Genomic DNA, 16,954 nt, shown 5'->3' with positions numbered 1-16,954 from the left:
AAAGGAAGTGCTTGCAATGCTTACAAGCAAAGACATCATTAGAGAAGGCCATCCGACTTTGCGGGAGGCGGCAAAGGAAGTGTCGCTGCCTGCTTCTCAGGAAGATCGCCAAATACTTCAGGAGATGCTTGATTACTTAAAAAACAGCCAGAATCCTGAGATTGCCGAGAAACATGATCTCCGTCCTGGCGTCGGGCTTGCCGCCCCTCAGATAAATGTGGGAAAACGAATGATTGCCGTTCATTTTTCAGATGAAAACATTCAATACAGCTATGGACTGTTTAATCCGAAAATTATCAGCCATTCGGTTCAGCAAAGTTTTCTTGCAGAGGGAGAAGGCTGCCTTTCCGTTGACAGACCGGTTCCTGGGTATGTACCCCGATATGCAAAAGTAAGAGTAAAGGCCACGGCTTTAGATGGCAGCGAAGTGGATTTGCGGTTAAAAGGTCTGGCTGCGATTGTTTTTCAGCATGAGATTGATCATTTAAATGGTGTTATGTTCTATGATCACATGAACAGCAGCGAGCCATTTTCCATTCCAGAAGGTGCCATAGCTGTAGAAAGATAAAAGGGAGCCACATGCGGCTCCCTTTTGCATTATCCTTAATTTTTTTCCGGCGCAGATGATAGAAGGCCGAGTTCGTGAACAGCATACTGAATGCCGTCTTCATCCACAGGCTTTGTGATAAAATCCGCGATTTCCTTCAGTTTAGGATTGGCATTTCCCATCGCTACACCTGTTCCAACATATTTAATCATTTCCAGATCATTTAACTCGTCACCAAATGCATATATATCTTCTCTTTCAAATTTAAGACGTTCAACTAATTTTTTAATCCCTTCTGCCTTCGAGCCGCCCATCGGCAGAATATCAGTCGCCAGGTCATGCCAGCGAATGAAATGCAAATCCTTATATTGCTTGTATGCCTCTTCCTCTCCTGCCTTGCAGAAAAGCAGTGTCTGGTAGATTTCAGATTCTGAAAAAAAATCCGGATTTACTTCTGGATGGTCAAACTTTAAGGAGCCCATGCTTTCGCGAATAAAAGGATGATCTCCCTCCGATGCCATCATGGTTTCATGATTCATAAAAACAAGCGGATGTTTTGTTTGGGACGAGTAAGCCAAAACTTTCTCCAGCGTCTCCGTTTTCAGAGGATTTTTATAAATCACTTCCCCTTCAAATACCACAAATTGACCATTAAATGAAACAAAGGAATCGATTCCAAGTTCCTCCCGCAAATCTTTAAACATAAATGGAGCCCGTCCTGTAGCAATTGCTACATGGTGTCCTGCCCGGCGCAAATCATCAATCGTCTGTCTGGTTGATGCAGGTATTTTTTTATCATGGTCAAGCAGTGTCCCGTCAATATCAAAAAAAATCACTTTTTCATTCATCATCAGACTCTCCTCTTCCTGCTGCAATAAGCTTAATAAATGTCAGATATACTATAACAAAGTTTGCATATGCGGCAAAACAATAATTTCCGAGAAAAAACTTATCTTTTAATTTCCACGAATACCCATGAAAAAAAAACCGATTATCTCATATAATATAAGTAACAGAGATAAAGCACCGGATTGATGGATGATGGACAAGTTTTATGAAAAGGGGTGTTAAAATGCTTAGAAGACTCAGGAATAAACTCAAAGATCAGTGGAAACATTTGCTAAGAAAAAAGACAATCGCGTAGGGGTCAGACCTTTAAAGGGGTTCGGCCCCCTTTTCTTACGCGCCCGTTTCGAATATAATGTTAGAAGGCAATCTAACAAACGGTATCTAAGGAGAGATTTGGCAAATGATTTACAAAGTATACTTTCAGGAATCTGTACTAGAGGTACCTGTTCGGGAAAAGACACAAACACTCTACGTGCATGGTGATTCTGAGCGCGATGTCCGACTTAAGCTTAAAGATCGGAATTATAATATTGAGTTTGTACATCTGGTTGACAATTCTTATCTTCAATATGAAGAGAAGAGTGAAAATTATAAAGTATTGGAGCTATGATCAATGAAATTCGTTAAAAACGACCAAGTTGCCGTTTTTGCCCTCGGAGGTTTGGGTGAAATCGGAAAGAACACGTACGGTGTTCAATTTCAGGATGAAATCATTCTGATTGATGCAGGAATTAAATTCCCTGAAGAAGAGCTTCTCGGAATTGACTATGTTATTCCTGACTACACATATCTAGTAAAGAACGAAGACAAAATTAAAGGCTTATTTATTACGCACGGACACGAAGACCATATAGGCGGAATTCCATACCTTTTAAGACAGTTAAATATTCCGATATATGGCGGGAAGCTTGCACTTGGCTTAATTCGCAACAAATTAGAAGAGCACGGTTTGCTTAGAACTGCAAAGCTTCATGAAATTCAGGAAGAAGACGTGATTAAATTCAGAAAAACGTCTGTTACGTTCTTCCGCACAACTCACAGTATTCCGGATTCTTATGGAGTGGTTGTAAAAACACCTCCTGGAAGCATTGTACATACTGGAGATTTTAAGTTTGACTTTACTCCGGTAGGTGAACCTGCCAACTTAACGAAAATGGCTGAAATCGGCAAGGATGGCGTGCTTTGCCTCCTATCCGACAGTACAAACAGTGAAGTGCCTCATTTCACGATGTCGGAGCGCAAGGTTGGAGACAGCATCAACGAAATCTTCAGAAAAATTGATGGCCGTCTTATTTTTGCTACCTTCGCATCTAACATCCATCGCCTTCAGCAGGTGGTAGAGGCAGCGGTGATCAACAACCGTAAAGTGGCGGTATTCGGGCGCAGCATGGAAGCTGCCATTCAAATCGGACAAGATCTCGGCTATATCCAATGTCCTAAAGATACATTTATTGAACCAAATGCGATTAACCGGATGCCGGCTAACCGCGTCGTTATCCTGTGTACAGGAAGCCAGGGTGAACCAATGGCTGCCCTTTCCAGAATTGCGAACGGTACTCACCGTCAAATTCAGATCATCCAGGGAGATACGGTTGTCTTCTCATCTTCCCCTATTCCGGGTAATACAGTGAGCGTCAGCCGGACGATCAATAAGCTGTTCCGTGCGGGAGCAGAAGTCATTCACGGACCATTGAATGATATTCACACATCCGGACACGGCGGCCAGGAAGAGCAGAAATTAATGCTTCGCCTTATGAAGCCTAAATATTTCATGCCGATTCACGGGGAGCACCGCATGCAGAAAATGCATATGAAGCATGCTATGGATTGCGGTGTACCAGCTGAAAATTGCTTTATCATGGATAATGGTGAAGTATTGGCTCTTGGCGGAAGTGATGCCGGAGTAACAGGCAAAATTCCTTCGGGCTCCGTCTACATTGACGGAAGCGGAATTGGCGATATTGGGAACATTGTGCTTAGAGACCGCCGTATTCTATCCGAAGAGGGTCTTGTCATTGTCGTAGTAAGCATTAATATGAAAGACTTCAAAATCGCTGCAGGTCCAGATTTAATTTCCAGAGGATTCGTCTACATGAGAGAGTCCGGAGATTTGATTAACGATGCGCAGGATCTGATCACGAAACATCTTTCAAAAATTATGGACCGAAGAACAACTCAATGGTCTGAAATTAAAAATGAGATTACGGATACTCTTGCACCGTTCCTTTATGAAAAAACAAAACGCCGTCCGATGATCCTTCCGATCATTATGGAAGTTTAAAGAACATACGTGCATAACGAAAAAGCGGCCGCTCAATTGAGCGGCCGCTTTTCATTAATTTGCAGCAGAAGGTATGTCTTCGATAATCTTTTCAGAATCTCTTTTGACTCTTCCCTTACCTACCGAGAGAGCAAACAGAATTCCGACCAGGACGAAAACCAATCCCGTTAAAAACGTAATGGAAAACGACGAAACCCACATATCTTTAATTGCTCCGATAAAGGCATTTTTTTGAGCCTCAGGAATCTTCAGTAAATCAGGATGAATCAAAATTCCAAATAACGCATTCGAATCAGGTGCCTGCCCTGAGCCCATTGAGAATTTCTGCTCCGCAATGGACTCCTGCAAAGAGTGATTCATCACAGCATTGAGTACCGTTACACCAATGGTTCCTCCAATTGAACGGAAGAATGTTGAAGCGGATGTTACGGTTCCTAGCTGATGCTTAGGGAACTCATTCTGAACAGCGATCATGATGGTCGGCATCACAAGACCCATTCCCAGTCCTAGTACGACCATAAAAGTATAGGCAACCCACTGAGGTGTTCCTGTTCCCATTGTGCTCATCAAGAAAAATCCAATGGTTGTAATTGCCATTCCGGAAGTTAATACAGTGCGGAATGTCCATTTAAGCAATAGCCTTCCGCCAATGACGCTTGCCGCAATCAACGCGATCATCATCGGCGTCATTGTCGAGCCAGCTACTGTTGGCGAGACCCCCATTATTCCCTGCATGAACATCGGTACAAACATGATGGCACCAAACATACCCAAGCCAAGCAAAAATCCAATCATATTCGTTGTAAAGAAAACTCGGTTCTTAAAAAGAGATAGTTCTAGAATCGGCTCTTCTGCTCGCTTCTCTGCAGCGATGAATAACCCTGTAAAAAGAATGGCCCCTGCAATTAACGCGATACTTGGAGCTGATATCCATTCAAACTTATCTCCGCCGAGAGAAAGCTCAAGCAATAAACAGACAAGCGCTGGAATGAGAGTCGCAATTCCCAGAAAATCTATTTTCGCCTTGCCTTTTCCCCTTATTACTTCGTGCTTCATTCCTGCAAAAATAAGAATAGCTGAAAGCAATCCGAACGGTACGTTAATAAGGAAAATCCAATGCCAGCTGATCGTATCAACGAGCAGCCCTCCAATAAACGGGCCAATAACTGAGCTTAATCCAAAAATTGCTCCAAATACACCCTGCCACTTTGCTCTTTGTTCCGCTGTAAAGATATCACCAATGATGGTTTGAGAGAGCGGCATGATCATTCCGCCGCCGATTCCCTGAAGGCCTCTGTAAACAATCAGCTGTTCCATGGTTTCAGCTGTCGCACACAGGGCAGAAGCGATAATAAAAAGAATCGTACCAATTAAATAAAGCTTTCTTCTTCCAAATAAATCAGAAAGCTTTCCTGTTATTGGAATGACGGTTGTGGATGTAATTAGATAAGCCGTGGTAACCCATGCGAAAATTGAAAATCCATTAAGTTCGCCAATAATCGTCGGCATAGCCGTTCCGACAATTGTTTGTTCGAGCGCACTGAAAAACATTCCAATAATTAACCCTGTTAAAACTAACTTTCTATTAATGGCTGGCTCCATATATGTTCCTCCTATAGCGGCATAAGAATTTGATCCCGCGAATCCTCGATTGTTCCTATTTCATCTCTTATATGCTCCATCTTTTGGTCCAGTAATTGAACCGCCATGGCAGCTTCATACAAATCCTGCTTTAAATAATCTGGTATCTCCCGTTCAAATTTATAGAAAATTTTATGTTCCAGACTTGCCCAAAAATCCATCGCTAAGGTCCTTAGCTGAATTTCAACTTTCACTTTTTTTACACCCTGCTTTAATGTAACGGGCACCTCTGCAATGTAGTGCATGCTTTGGTATCCATTCGGCTTCGGATTTTGGATATAGTCTTTTTTTTCAAGAATGGACATGTCCGTTCTTTCTTCGATCTGCTGCGCGACTAAGTATATGTCCTTAACGAAGGAACAAACAATCCGGACACCTGCAACATCCTGCAAATGGTCCGCTGCATTCATCAGGGTCGGCTCAATCCCTTTTCTTTTCAGCTTTCTGAAAATGCTATCCGGCTGCTTGATTCTTGCTTTGACATGCTCAATAGGATGATAGCTGCCTGAGATAAAAGCCTCTTCCTTAATCATGTTTATTTTTAATTTGCATTCATCAAGAGCGAATTTATATGGCATGAGAAAATCCCGCCACTGAGCCATTTCTGAATTCATTAATCTCTCTCCCGGCTGTTGAATTTTTTGAACGGAAGGTCTATAATTCATTTATACTGACCATCCAGTCATATTTTATATGACGGACGAGTTTCCGTCAATTACTTATCGATAAAATTGATTTATAATCATACTATGGTTTAGCGAATTCCTGCTTTTCACCCTATTCTATATCAAGCTCATGCCCCACATGATAAGAATACCCAAACGGGACGCCTGATGAGGAAAAGACTGATGCTGGGTACATGAAGCGTAAATCAGAAGCGATGTAAAGCAGTGTAAAACCATAAAAGGAGCCGGTTATGGAGCAGACAATTGATCGAATAAGAAATCTAGTAAAAACGCTACAGTCCTATGGAGTCAAAGCAGAACTTGTTCACCTCTCAAAAAACGGCAGCAAGCTTCCTGCTCCAGCTCCATTTAAAAACCTGAGTCCACTCGAGAAAGGTGTAAATGTCATTGAAGGATCGTGAGAAAATTATCATAAACAGCGCAATTAAATGCTTTTCTCAAAATGGTTATCATCAAACCTCTATTCAGGAGATTGCAGATGCTGCCGGAGTAGCAAAAGGCTCGATTTACAATTATTTTGGTTCAAAAGAGGATCTTCTGTTTTCGATTTTTCAGCATCACTTTGAAACTCTTTTCGAGAAAATGGATGAGCTGCATGAACCTGATGGAGATTACAGAGCAAGCTTTGAAAAGCAGCTATCAAGTATCTTTTATATCAATTCAACTCATAAAGAGGTACTCCATATGCAGATTAGGGAACAAATTATGAAGGAAAACAGCGAGCTGTTCCATTACATAAAAACGGTCAGACTGCGTCTGTTTGCCTGGTATTCTGAAAGGCTTGGAGAAGTATATGGGGCAGAGATTAAACCCTTTTTATATGATTTGGTTATTTTGCTTGAGGGAATGGTAAAAGAATTTTTGGTGCTGATGATCAAAGGAAAACAAACATTTCCGATTCCGGAGATGGGGCCGTATCTTCTGAAAAGAATGGATTACTTAATAAAGAGCTTCAATGAAACTGGAGATCAGCCACTTATCCAGGAGGAAGAAGCAAAAATCATATTATCCGAGCTTAAATTAGCGGAAAATAAGCCCAAGCAGCGGATCAGCGACCTCCTCTCTTTATGGATTGGAGAGATTAAGGATGATGAAGATAAATTAAAGACTGCACTTGTCTCCTTAAAAGACGAATTAAATAAAAGCTCTGTAAATGAAATCATTATTGAAAGTCTGTATATGTACATCAATCAAATAGAAAACAAATCATGCCATTCTTATAAAAACGAACTGGATAAATGGTATGGTTTATACAAAAAAACGATCTGACTGGTCAGTTCGTTTTTTAAAATCAAATCTTAACATGTTCAAATTTAGTAACATCAAATAGTCCGTTTACTGTAAGCTTAATTTCGGGAATGACAGGCAAGGCAAGAAAGGAAAGCATAACGAATGGGTTAAACGGTTCGTTAAAGCCAGTCTTCTTTAAAGCATGATGAATGTCTGTCATTCTTACAATGACTTCCTCAAAAGGCCTGTCTGACATCAGCCCGCCGACAGGAAGAGACAATTCAGCTAAAACCCTGCCTTCTTCATCCGCCACAACCATCCCGCCTTGAAGTTCCTCCAATCGGCTAATCGCTGCAAAAAGGGTTTTATCATTCGTTCCTGTCGCCATAATATGATGGGAGTCGTGAGAAATGGACACTGCGATGGATCCTGTTTTTAATTTAAATCCTTTCACTATGCCTACTCCGGCTTTCCCTGATGAGCGGTGACGCTCCACACAAACCAGCTTCAAATGATCGAGTTCAACGCTTGCATGAAAAACTCCCTCTGCTCCAGATGTTTCTTCTATTCGTTTTTTGGTGATTAGCTGATTGGGCAGGATTTCTATAATAGGTACTTTCTGATTTTTTTGCAAAGGCAAGGCGAGTTGTTCCTGATTAAAGGCACCGATATGAACCGTGTTTAACAGGCTCTCTTCATACGGCTCAGGAACCGGCCAGTCTTTGGAAATGAGGTTTCCATCTGATGCCCGCTCTTTTCCCAGTCTAAAGACATTCTTAATAGGCAGGCTTGTTAAATCATCCGTTAAAATGAAATCAGCCTCAAACCCTGGAGCAATTGCTCCTTTTTTCTGAAGACCGTAGCATTCCGCTGCGTTGATGGATGCCATTTGAATCGCCGTTAGCGGATCGATTCCTTTTTCAATTGCAAGTCTCACAAGATGGTCGATGCTTCCTTCTTCTTTTAACTCATCAAGATGTTTATCATCCGTACAAAGAATAAATCTTCTTGAATTCAGCGGAGTAACTGCCTGAATGACAGCAGGGAGATTTTGTGCTACAGATCCCTGTCTGATTTGAACATACATCCCTCTTCGAATTCTGTTTACCGCTTCCTCTGCAGAATTAACTTCATGATCGGTTTTTACACCCGCCGTCCTGTATAGATCAATAAGTTCGGAAGGCAATCCGGCAAGATGACCATCAATCGGCATTGAACGGCTTGAGGCCATATGGATTTTTTCCAGCATATCCTTATCGCCATTTACCAATGAAGGATAATCCATTACTTCCGCAAGACCTAATACCCTCGGATGATCTGCGAAAGGGACCAAATCAGGCATATGAAGGGTGGCTCCGCTCTCTTCAAAGCTTGCTGCCGGAACTGAAGATGGAAGCATGATCCTTACATCAAGCGGCAGATTTTCTGATTGTTCGAGCATAAACCGAATTCCATCTGTTCCAGATACATTCGCGATTTCATGAGGGTCAGCAATTACCGTCGTAACGCCATGCGGAAGAACAGCCTTTGCAAATTCAGAGGGAGTGACCATTGAGGATTCAATATGCACATGTGAATCTATAAACGAAGGAATCATATACATCCCTTTACCATCGATTATTTCTTTAGCAGCCCTGCGGCCGCAGCTAACAAATTCACCATTTTTTACCGCTACATCCATCTTTACAAGCTCGTGGTTGAAGACATCTGCTACAATGACATTCGTTATAAGCAGGTCCGCCATTTCTTTGCCTGAAGCAGCATCGTTTCTTTCTTTCATGTTTTCGATCGACATAAAAAAACCCCTCTCACAGATGAAATGACCGGGAGAAGAGCAAAATTTTGCCTCTATTCTTCTCGTAGTCAAACTCTTTACGGCAGTTTGGTAGAAACTTATGGACCTTATCTCCAAGATTATACGAGTATACATATTTTCATGAATATTTTGTTTTATGTTAATGGATTCACATAAGCGAGTCAATCATTTTTTTAATAAGCTCTGTTAAACTTGGCTGTTGATTGAAGCTAGCAGGCACTGAGCTTTCCTTAGGGGGGGGCGGTTATAGCCTCCTCTTCGGTTCGCGGCTGCGGGGTCTCACCTGTCTTGCTGCTCCCACAGGAGTCTCGCCCTTCCACTCCAATCTACAGGTGTTAAAAATCAACTCCAGGTTTAACAGAGCCTTTCGAAAAAAAAACGCCCTTCAAATAGAGCGTTCGTTTGATTCTTATACATCCAATACTTTTCGTTCAAAACGGTCTATGTCGGAATCCGCTCCAATGACAATGAGAATATCATTGAGCTCGATTGCTTCCTCTGCTTGAGGCGAAACGATTATATCTTTGTTTCTTTTTATTGCTACTATATTGATTCCATAGTTAGCACGGATATCAAGGTTGATCAGTGTATTGCCTGCGAGCTTTTTGTTTGCAACAATCTCAACAATACTATGTTCATCTGAAAGTTCGAGGTAGTCCAGCACGTTATTGGAAATGATATTATGGGCAATCCTTCTTCCCATATCCCGTTCAGGATGGACAATTTTGTCTGCGCCGATTTTAGCGAGTACTTTTTCGTGATAATCATTTTGCGCTTTCACGGTAATGTTTTTTACACCCAGGTCTTTTAAAATCAATGTTGTGAGAATACTCGCCTGAATATTTTCCCCGATGGCGACTATTACGTGGTCAAAATTACGGATTCCAAGGCTTTTCAATACCGCTTCATCTGTAGTGTCTCCCACTACTGCATGGGAGGCAATATTTGCGAATTCATTGACACGGTCTTCATCATTATCTATGGCCATCACTTCCATGCCTTCTTCACTTAATGCACGGCAAATACTGCCGCCAAAACGACCAAGCCCAATTACTGCAAATTCCTTTTTCATATGTATAGTCCCCTTTATGTAGGCATTGTAAAAAAGTTTATCATTCCGATTATTGAACTCCGCCACTTAATTTACTGGAGAAACTTTATTGTGGGGCCTTCTCGCTGTAAGGATAAATTCCAGCCTAACTGCCGTACAGCTTCAGCAAACGTGAAGCTATTTTTATAGTTATCCCCTTTTCCCCTGAGCTTACTAACCATATACCATTATCATAGCAGAAAATTTGATGTCCTTTTATCAATAAACAAAATTATTAACAAACGATTTCAGTCTCAGTTTCCACCGCTGTCTTTAGCTTTCTCTGCATCTCTCCAATTCCCTTTGAACCCTTTAAGGGAAATTGCACCGATTTTCCAAAAACCTCTGATAGAATCCGGTCAAATTTCTTCCCGCCCAGCATGAAAATTTGATCTACATTATTCAATTTCTTTTTGTCCAGCTGATTTCGCAGATCTCGGATACTAATAATCTCAGGATGCTTCATCTGAAAAGCGAGATCGTAATTTCCCGGAACCAGTTCCTCTGGTTTTAAAAATCCATGCTTTGCAGAGAGGATAACCCAGGAAGAAAAAAAGGTGCGGGCATATGCTTGGCAGAGAGTGTGAAAAACACCGGTATAAGCATACTGAGCTTGAACGGGTCCAAGTCCAGGCTGTTTATCCCAAATTTTCCGTTTCCCGCATGGAATAATGCATAATCTATTCATCCACTATAAGTCTCCTTCTTATTCTCAAGGTACTTCATCACTTCTGGAATCATATCCGAAATATCACTTGCAGTCATGGAGCGGGCTCCATATTTGCTTACCCACAGATCTGCCGTCTTTCCATGGATAAATACGGCATTTGCAGCTGCCTCTTTAACGTTTTGATGGGTGCACAAACAAGCGGTTAAAATTCCGGTAAGGGTATCCCCAGTTCCGCCTTTTGCAAGTGCAGAATTACCTGTCAGGTTGACTATCGCTTCACCATCAGGAAAGGCAATGACCGTATGCTCTCCCTTTAACAATAGGATAACATCATGTTCATCTGCATATTGAAGGGCAGCCTGGATCCGGCTGCTCTGAATTTCATTTACATTCAATCCAGTCATCCTGCTGAACTCACCTGGATGGGGAGTAAGAATTGGGGGTACTTCTCTTTTTTTATACTCCCGCTTTTGCAGAGCACCTGCGTCCAAAACTACTGGAAAATCTTCTTTCAGCAAGTTTTGGACTGCTTGTTCAATATAATTCTTGTTCTCTAATCCCGGTCCAATAGCGGCTGCTTTCAACTTTTCAGGGACAAACCCGCTAGCCGTTTTTTCAAGTCCGTCAAACTCGTATGTGGTTTCAGGGACTTCACCTGCCAATATTGCTGAAGCAAATTGGCTTGTCCCCATAATCAGCTTTCCAATACCGCTTCTCAGCGCTCCCTTCGCTGCGAGCATGGCGCTGCCGGGCATATGGTCACTCCCGGCTATGATATAGCCTGTACCGAAGCTTCCTTTATGAGCAAAGGGTGAAAAGGATGGCCATGCGTTAATTGCATCTTCCTCAGTCCATATCTTTAATTTGCTATCCTGGGGAAGTCCAATGGATACTGTCGACACTTTCCCATAATATGCTGTTGATGGAATCAAAATAGCGGATGGCTTGTATCCATGTAAACAAAATGTATAGTCCGCCCGGAACGCTTCACTTACCGAACCATGGTCAGCTTCCACTCCGGAAGGTATGTCTATTGAAATTTTAAGTGCTTGCTTTTCGTTTAATCGTCTGACCCATACCTTTGCTTCTTCTCTCAAGGGCTGCTGGAAGCCAATACCAAAAAGCGCGTCAACGATAACATCACCTTCAATAGCATCCGCAAAGGGTGAAAAACCGCAGGCAGTTAAATAATGGAGATGCCGGCCTGCTGTTCCATCCTCTGCAGGAAGACCAAATGGAAAGAATAGCTTTGTCTGATAGCCGTTGAGAAGCAGGTACCTGGCCAAAACAATTCCATCACCGCCATTATTGCCTTTTCCTGCAGCAATGCAAATCTCCTGCTGCTTAGTAACCAGGGTGGAAATTTCTCTATACAGTCCAGCACCCGCATTTTCCATTAATGTAAATCCGCTTATTCCTCTTTCTTCTGCCTGCCTGTCTATAAGACGTATATTCTCTTTTGTACAGATAAACATGAACGAGCATCCCCTTCATGACAAAATATAGGTAACATCCAGCTTACATAAACTTTCGCTTTCTTGACCGCTGTAAGATCCTTTGCATGTTCAATCCAAGATATTTAAATTCTCAAATTAAGCCGGCAGATGGTATTTTTAACTTCTTGCATCCTTGTATGATCATAGGACTATGCATGAGGATTATCTTATTAAAAGATATTATAGACTGCACCCGCTTTCTCCATAACAGTTCTATTCCCATATCCGGATTTAAAAAAACTGGTCCCAGCAGGGAACCAGTTAGTGAGACTAATCTAATTTAATTTTTTCAAGACCAAATTCTTCAAAATATTGATGATACTTTTCTTCTATTTCCATGAGCCGTTCAAAACGCTGTTCAGGGCTGTATGTATTCATCACCGTTTCTTCTTTCATTAAATCGCGGCGGGCGAGCAGAGCGCAAAGTTTATCCCAGAAGACTTCTTCCTCATAATCAGCAATAATGTCTTCCAGCTCCTCATCCAGCTGGCGGGAAGCATAGTATTCATCTTCCAGAGAATCATAATCTACTAAATGCTCAACACCGTATGATTTGGCAAAGGACAGGACATAATTTTCCAAATCGAAAAATTCATCCGCCTGCTCCTCGTGCTCTTCTCTTGCCCCAACCCAGGTTGAGAGGTAAAGCATCTTCAAAAGCGTATGATACTGCTGTTTCGTAAAGTTAATTTTCATAACGGATCCTCCCCCGAACCATAATGCTTTTATACCCTCATTAAATCACAATTGAGTGCTAAAAAGAAGTCAGACTGATGAAAAAACCTGTCCAGTTTATGGAATAAATTTTGGGTCACCTTACCAAGGCATATCCGTTCCGAACATTTCTGCCATTTTTTCAAATTCCTGCTTTCTATTCCTTCTTGCTTGGGCTCGTGCTTTTGCCGTTTCATTCAGCTGTTTTTCCATCTCCGTTTGAGGAATCACCTGAGGAACAGGCGTTGGCTTATTATTTGCATCTACAGCGACAAAGGTCAGGAAGCTTAACGCGCAAACATTGCGGTCACCTGAGAGCATATCCTCCGCGACCACTTTGACAAAGATCTCCATGGATGTTCTTCCGGTATAGGTCACGAATGCTTCCAAGCAAACAGAATGACCGACCATGATCGGATGCAGAAAATCAACAGAATCGGTGGAAGCCGTTACCACGAGCGTTCTTGAATGCCTTGTAGCAGCAATCGCAGCTACATCATCAATATAAGCCATCAGCCTTCCGCCAAAAAGAGTGCCATGATTGTTAGTATCCGGAGGCAGTACCATAGATGTTTTAACCACAAAAGATTCTTTACAGGTTTTAGTCGGAGTGTTCATATTTCATTCCCCTTTATTATAAAAAAATTTATCCAAATTTTATTATATCACTGTAAAAGCAATTCATACGATTTGACGGATTATTCAGCGTCCTGCCATTCTACTGATGGCGTTCTTATTTGGCATTGCACCTTTTTTTGCAATGCCTGGCATTCTCCTTCTTTTTCACCCAATGCCTGGCATTCTTCCCTGGCATTGCACCCTTCTTACGCAATGCCTGGCATCCTTCCCTGGCATTCCTTCTTTTTCACCCAATGCCTGGCATCCTTCCCTGGCATTCCTTCTTTTTCACCCAATGCCTGGCATCCTTCCCTGGCATTCCTTTTTTTTCACCCAATGCCTGGCATCCTTCCCTGGCATTCCTTCTTTTTCACCCAATGCCTGGCATCCTTCCCTGGCATTCCACTTTTTCTCCGTGATGCCTGCCATTTCATCATTTACTTCAATGTCAGTTTTTTTATGTATACATTTCTAGCAGCCTTACCTCAACATACTCACCAGCCAAAAACCAGGTCATTATACTCATTTTTTGTCGTAATTTGAAAAAAACTTACTAAATCAGCTACCATATACAAATGGAGTGAAAGTTGAGGAATTGATATGAAAAGATGGATGGTCCTGTTTCTTTTAAATGGATTGATTTATTCTATGCTGATTTTATCAGTCATTCAGATTGGACATTTTCCCCAAAAGCCGTTTACCGTTCTTTCTGAATGGGTTGGGGCATTTTTAATAATCGCTGCTGCCGGATCCCTTCTCAGATGGTTTAACCCCCGTGAGAAACAGCTTTTTTGGATTATGTTCTTAATTATGTTTACTGTGATAGGAATTGTTTTGTTTTTCCTTTTTTAGGACAAAGAGCGGGCTTAACCTCATAAGGTTAAGCCCGCTTTTATTCAACGATAATTTTCTTCCCTTGTTTTTTAGGAAAGCGTACACTTAGAATTCCACTGCGGTATTGAGCTTTCATGTCCTGTAAAATCGCGTTGCCGGGCAGCTCGATGGTCCGGATTGCCCCTTCCCATTTTGCTCCGTCTTTATTCTTCGGATCTGGGAAAAGCCTTATGATTAAATCCTGATTCTCTAGTTCCAAATCGATTTCCTCTTTTGATATACCGGGAATTTCCGCCTTAATGATATAGTGGGTCATCGTTTCTGTCATGTCCACTCCAAAGTACATCTTGTTTGGGTTTCGTGTAAAGATATCATCGATCGTATCAAGCAGAGATTTGGAGGGGCGGTTTTCGAAGAAATCATTGATCATCCTCATTGGTCCTGCATTCGGTCTATTTTTATCTTCCGGCATGACTTTAGCAGCTCCTATCCAATTGGTTTCTGCTATAGCCTATGCACTCTCCCCTTCATTTGCCCTTTTAATAAATCGTGATAATGCCAAAAGCGGATATACAAAGTCATAGCTTTCATAGTGTATATAAAATTGGCCGGCAAAGCCCTGTCCCTTAGGATAGTATGACGTCCAATCCTTTTTCCTTATATGGCTGATAAGGTAGCGAATTCCCCTTTCCACAGAAGGTGTTATCTCCTTGCTGCAGCAAAGGAGAGCTTCAATCGCCCAGGCGGTTTGTGTCAGGGTACTTGTTCCAAGCGGCACATAGTGATTCATGATATCGCTTTTACAGGATTCTCCCCAGCCGCCATCAGAATTCTGATGCTGCTCAAGCCATTGTTTTGCACGCTGTATGGGTGGAGAATCTTCTGAATATCCGGCTGCCGCAAGTCCTGTAACTGCAGCCCATGTTCCATATATATAGCAGATTCCCCATCTGGAATTCCATGACCCGTCCGTTTCCTGGTGTTTAAGGATCCACCTTATTCCTTTTTGAACAGCTGAATTCTCAGGATTAAGATTGGCAAACGTGCAAAGAAATTCAATTGTCCGCCCTGTTAAATCCGCTGATGATTCATCTGAAATGATGAATTCCGCTTTTTCAATTGGGACGAAGTGGACATATGGAGGGGCAGCATTTCGTTCAAAAGAGGCCCATCCCCCATCGCCATTCTGCATGGACAGCAGCCATTGCAGCCCTTTGTTCCATGCTTCCCGGCTTTGGAAATTTTCTGCTGCCTCTATTTTAATCGCCCTTAAAGAAGCTGTCGTATCATCTATATCAGGGTTCATTGTATTGATATCCGAAAAGCCCCAGCCTCCTGGTGCAGCTTTCGGATTGTGAATGACCCAGTCCCCATACTGTATATGCTGTTTTGAGCGCAAATACCGGTTTGCCTTTTGAATAATGGAGCCGCTTACGCCTGCTTCTTGAAGGGCATAGGAAAGAAGGGATGTATTCCATACGTGGGCTGTCGTATATTGCATATGCAGCCCTTCTGGAGTGACGGCCGCCATATTAATCAAACCTTGTACTGCCTTCGTAATTACAGGGTGCTCACGATCATATCCGAGTGACATGAGGGCAAATATCATTAAAAAGGTGCAGCTGAAATAGCTGTAAAGGGTTCCGTCCGGTTCCAGCCTGTGAAGCATGTAGGTTTCCGCTTTTTTTAAAGCATCCTTCCGTAAGCGCCCTGGTCCGCCCGCCATTAGCTGAACACCGGAACCTACCATACCGAATAATCCCCTCCACTCGCTTGAACGGTAGGTCTCAAGCGGCTCCTCCCTGTTACCTTCCATAGCAGTTAGATCTGGGGATCCCTCTATTTTAATCTTAAATTTATTCGCAGCAGCTGTAAGAATAGGAATAAGATTAGCGCGTCCATATACAGAAAGGTCATAAATATTCACCGGGAAATTTTTTGGAAGAAGGATCGCTTCAATCGGTACGGACAACAGAGACGGCCATTCTGCCTGGGAGGTAAGGGCAAGCATTATTTTTGTAAAAAGTCCTGCTTTTCTTATCCCTCCCTTAGATATGATGTATCTTTTTGCCGCTATCATCTGAGGAGCCGTCTCCTCATAGTATCCTGAAAGCAGAAGAGCGTAATAGGCTTCAATAGCTGTTGATACATCTCCTTCTTCCTGATCATGGAACAGTCTCCATGATCCATCCCTCTCTTGTTTCCTTGCGATTCTTTCAGATAGGGAGTTCAATAGATCCGGTTTATATAGACGGAGTGCCTTTATAAGAACAATCATAAAACAATCCGTTTTGATTCCAGTTTCAAATAGATAGGACCAGGAACCGTTAGGCAGCTGCTCATTTTTCAGTTTTTCTGTCAGATATAACAGTTCAAGTTCCGCTTCCCGCTTCATGGCTACACACCTCTCCAATAGTCTATGTACATGTATATAAAGACCGCAAAAAATTTATGCATATCTGCACATAATGGATTAGTATTT

General features: G+C 42.2%; 18 protein-coding genes and 1 riboswitch. Of the genes, 6 read left to right on the top strand and 12 right to left on the bottom strand.

All coding sequences use genetic code 11. The annotated features are described in order from the left end of the window. Positions 1–16 precede the first annotated feature (16 nt). The gene (def, locus tag WCV65_RS08965) at positions 17–568 is read left to right on the top strand and encodes a peptide deformylase (protein ID WP_035413105.1); all 552 of its coding nucleotides are present in this window, start codon (positions 17–19) and stop codon (positions 566–568) included. A 35-nt stretch (positions 569–603) separates the two neighbouring features. On the opposite strand, the gene WCV65_RS08960 is transcribed toward def, so the two are convergent. Then, positions 604–1,395 (bottom strand): Cof-type HAD-IIB family hydrolase, encoded by a 792-nt coding sequence (locus WCV65_RS08960; RefSeq protein WP_338781700.1) that lies wholly within the window; start codon positions 1,393–1,395, stop codon positions 604–606. 401 nt (positions 1,396–1,796) lie between these two features. On the opposite strand from WCV65_RS08960, the gene WCV65_RS08955 reads away from it, so the two are divergent. Further along, positions 1,797–2,006 carry an RNA polymerase epsilon subunit gene (locus WCV65_RS08955; RefSeq protein ID WP_338781698.1) on the top strand — a complete coding sequence of 70 codons (210 nt, stop codon included), beginning with the start codon at positions 1,797–1,799 and terminating at the stop codon, positions 2,004–2,006. Positions 2,007–2,009: 3 nt separating this feature from the next. Further along, positions 2,010–3,677, top strand: coding sequence for a ribonuclease J1 (rnjA, locus tag WCV65_RS08950; RefSeq protein ID WP_035413110.1), 1,668 nt, complete (start codon positions 2,010–2,012; stop codon positions 3,675–3,677). Between the two features lie 54 nt (positions 3,678–3,731). Here rnjA and WCV65_RS08945 read toward each other — a convergent pair whose 3' ends face one another. Together WCV65_RS08945 and WCV65_RS08940 are read right to left on the bottom strand one after the other, a co-directional pair. Further along, a complete protein-coding gene (locus tag WCV65_RS08945) occupies positions 3,732–5,279 on the bottom strand; it encodes an MDR family MFS transporter (protein WP_338781696.1) in 1,548 nt (515 codons plus the stop codon). A gap of 11 nt (positions 5,280–5,290) precedes the next feature. After that, positions 5,291–5,932 carry a GTP pyrophosphokinase family protein gene (locus tag WCV65_RS08940; RefSeq protein WP_035413113.1) on the bottom strand — a complete coding sequence of 214 codons (642 nt, stop codon included), beginning with the start codon at positions 5,930–5,932 and terminating at the stop codon, positions 5,291–5,293. A gap of 302 nt (positions 5,933–6,234) precedes the next feature. Here WCV65_RS08940 and WCV65_RS08935 point away from each other — a divergent pair, with 302 nt between their 5' ends. Both WCV65_RS08935 and WCV65_RS08930 read left to right on the top strand, forming a co-directional pair. After that, entirely contained in the window at positions 6,235–6,405 is a 171-nt protein-coding gene (locus WCV65_RS08935) for a hypothetical protein (RefSeq protein WP_156505993.1), read from the top strand. Then, positions 6,392–7,273 carry a TetR/AcrR family transcriptional regulator gene (locus WCV65_RS08930; protein ID WP_338781693.1) on the top strand — a complete coding sequence of 294 codons (882 nt, stop codon included), beginning with the start codon at positions 6,392–6,394 and terminating at the stop codon, positions 7,271–7,273. The genes WCV65_RS08935 and WCV65_RS08930 overlap by 14 nt, the downstream gene beginning before the upstream one ends. Positions 7,274–7,295: 22 nt before the next feature. Here the strand turns inward: WCV65_RS08930 and ade are convergent, their stop codons facing one another. The 7 genes from ade to WCV65_RS08895 all read right to left on the bottom strand — a co-directional run bounded on the left by ade (position 7,296) and on the right by WCV65_RS08895 (position 14,067). Beyond that, on the bottom strand, positions 7,296–9,029 hold the full coding sequence (gene ade, locus WCV65_RS08925; RefSeq protein ID WP_338781691.1) for an adenine deaminase: 1,734 nt from the start codon (positions 9,027–9,029) through the stop codon (positions 7,296–7,298). A gap of 45 nt (positions 9,030–9,074) precedes the next feature. Then, positions 9,075–9,176: riboswitch (purine riboswitch) on the bottom strand. Positions 9,177–9,459: 283 nt separating this feature from the next. Next, positions 9,460–10,122, bottom strand: a complete 663-nt coding sequence (locus tag WCV65_RS08920) for a TrkA family potassium uptake protein (RefSeq protein ID WP_035413116.1) — start codon at positions 10,120–10,122, stop codon at positions 9,460–9,462. 253 nt (positions 10,123–10,375) lie between these two features. After that, positions 10,376–10,828 carry a DUF6884 domain-containing protein gene (locus tag WCV65_RS08915; protein WP_338781688.1) on the bottom strand — a complete coding sequence of 151 codons (453 nt, stop codon included), beginning with the start codon at positions 10,826–10,828 and terminating at the stop codon, positions 10,376–10,378. After that, entirely contained in the window at positions 10,825–12,285 is a 1,461-nt protein-coding gene (locus WCV65_RS08910; RefSeq protein ID WP_338781686.1) for an NAD(P)H-hydrate dehydratase, read from the bottom strand. Before WCV65_RS08910 ends, WCV65_RS08915 begins: the two co-directional genes overlap by 4 nt. Positions 12,286–12,576: 291 nt before the next feature. After that, on the bottom strand, positions 12,577–13,002 hold the full coding sequence (locus WCV65_RS08905) for a hypothetical protein (protein ID WP_035413122.1): 426 nt from the start codon (positions 13,000–13,002) through the stop codon (positions 12,577–12,579). Positions 13,003–13,122: 120 nt separating this feature from the next. Beyond that, positions 13,123–13,638 carry an acyl-CoA thioesterase gene (locus tag WCV65_RS08900; protein WP_035413126.1) on the bottom strand — a complete coding sequence of 172 codons (516 nt, stop codon included), beginning with the start codon at positions 13,636–13,638 and terminating at the stop codon, positions 13,123–13,125. A gap of 288 nt (positions 13,639–13,926) precedes the next feature. Next, positions 13,927–14,067, bottom strand: a complete 141-nt coding sequence (locus WCV65_RS08895) for a hypothetical protein (RefSeq protein WP_338781684.1) — start codon at positions 14,065–14,067, stop codon at positions 13,927–13,929. Positions 14,068–14,238: 171 nt separating this feature from the next. Here WCV65_RS08895 and WCV65_RS08890 point away from each other — a divergent pair, with 171 nt between their 5' ends. After that, on the top strand, positions 14,239–14,490 hold the full coding sequence (locus WCV65_RS08890) for a hypothetical protein (protein WP_338781683.1): 252 nt from the start codon (positions 14,239–14,241) through the stop codon (positions 14,488–14,490). Between the two features lie 40 nt (positions 14,491–14,530). Here the strand turns inward: WCV65_RS08890 and WCV65_RS08885 are convergent, their stop codons facing one another. Together WCV65_RS08885 and WCV65_RS08880 are read right to left on the bottom strand one after the other, a co-directional pair. Further along, complete coding sequence (locus WCV65_RS08885) at positions 14,531–14,944, bottom strand: Hsp20/alpha crystallin family protein (protein ID WP_035413135.1); 414 nt, start codon at positions 14,942–14,944, stop codon at positions 14,531–14,533. A gap of 39 nt (positions 14,945–14,983) precedes the next feature. Further along, positions 14,984–16,867 (bottom strand): prenyltransferase/squalene oxidase repeat-containing protein, encoded by a 1,884-nt coding sequence (locus tag WCV65_RS08880; RefSeq protein WP_338781681.1) that lies wholly within the window; start codon positions 16,865–16,867, stop codon positions 14,984–14,986. Between the last annotated feature and the right edge of the window lie 87 nt (positions 16,868–16,954).

The sequence above is a fragment of the Metabacillus sp. FJAT-52054 genome (assembly GCF_037201815.1).
GTDB lineage: Bacteria > Bacillota > Bacilli > Bacillales > Bacillaceae > Metabacillus_B > Metabacillus_B sediminis.
This window is presented reverse-complemented; position numbering and strand designations above follow the sequence as displayed.

What these genes read in the sequence shown, in the direction of transcription:
- def (WP_035413105.1), top strand. Translation starts at nt 17, where the DNA reads ATGCTTACAAGCAAAGACATCATTAGAGAAGGCCATCCGACTTTGCGG.
- WCV65_RS08960 (WP_338781700.1), bottom strand. Translation starts at nt 1,395, where the DNA reads ATGAATGAAAAAGTGATTTTTTTTGATATTGACGGGACACTGCTTGAC.
- WCV65_RS08955 (WP_338781698.1), top strand. Translation starts at nt 1,797, where the DNA reads ATGATTTACAAAGTATACTTTCAGGAATCTGTACTAGAGGTACCTGTT.
- rnjA (WP_035413110.1), top strand. Translation starts at nt 2,010, where the DNA reads ATGAAATTCGTTAAAAACGACCAAGTTGCCGTTTTTGCCCTCGGAGGT.
- WCV65_RS08945 (WP_338781696.1), bottom strand. Translation starts at nt 5,279, where the DNA reads ATGGAGCCAGCCATTAATAGAAAGTTAGTTTTAACAGGGTTAATTATT.
- WCV65_RS08940 (WP_035413113.1), bottom strand. Translation starts at nt 5,932, where the DNA reads ATGAATTCAGAAATGGCTCAGTGGCGGGATTTTCTCATGCCATATAAA.
- WCV65_RS08935 (WP_156505993.1), top strand. Translation starts at nt 6,235, where the DNA reads ATGGAGCAGACAATTGATCGAATAAGAAATCTAGTAAAAACGCTACAG.
- ade (WP_338781691.1), bottom strand. Translation starts at nt 9,029, where the DNA reads ATGTCGATCGAAAACATGAAAGAAAGAAACGATGCTGCTTCAGGCAAA.
- WCV65_RS08920 (WP_035413116.1), bottom strand. Translation starts at nt 10,122, where the DNA reads ATGAAAAAGGAATTTGCAGTAATTGGGCTTGGTCGTTTTGGCGGCAGT.
- WCV65_RS08915 (WP_338781688.1), bottom strand. Translation starts at nt 10,828, where the DNA reads ATGAATAGATTATGCATTATTCCATGCGGGAAACGGAAAATTTGGGAT.
- WCV65_RS08910 (WP_338781686.1), bottom strand. Translation starts at nt 12,285, where the DNA reads ATGTTTATCTGTACAAAAGAGAATATACGTCTTATAGACAGGCAGGCA.
- WCV65_RS08905 (WP_035413122.1), bottom strand. Translation starts at nt 13,002, where the DNA reads ATGAAAATTAACTTTACGAAACAGCAGTATCATACGCTTTTGAAGATG.
- WCV65_RS08900 (WP_035413126.1), bottom strand. Translation starts at nt 13,638, where the DNA reads ATGAACACTCCGACTAAAACCTGTAAAGAATCTTTTGTGGTTAAAACA.
- WCV65_RS08895 (WP_338781684.1), bottom strand. Translation starts at nt 14,067, where the DNA reads ATGGCAGGCATCACGGAGAAAAAGTGGAATGCCAGGGAAGGATGCCAG.
- WCV65_RS08890 (WP_338781683.1), top strand. Translation starts at nt 14,239, where the DNA reads ATGAAAAGATGGATGGTCCTGTTTCTTTTAAATGGATTGATTTATTCT.
- WCV65_RS08885 (WP_035413135.1), bottom strand. Translation starts at nt 14,944, where the DNA reads ATGCCGGAAGATAAAAATAGACCGAATGCAGGACCAATGAGGATGATC.
- WCV65_RS08880 (WP_338781681.1), bottom strand. Translation starts at nt 16,867, where the DNA reads ATGAAGCGGGAAGCGGAACTTGAACTGTTATATCTGACAGAAAAACTG.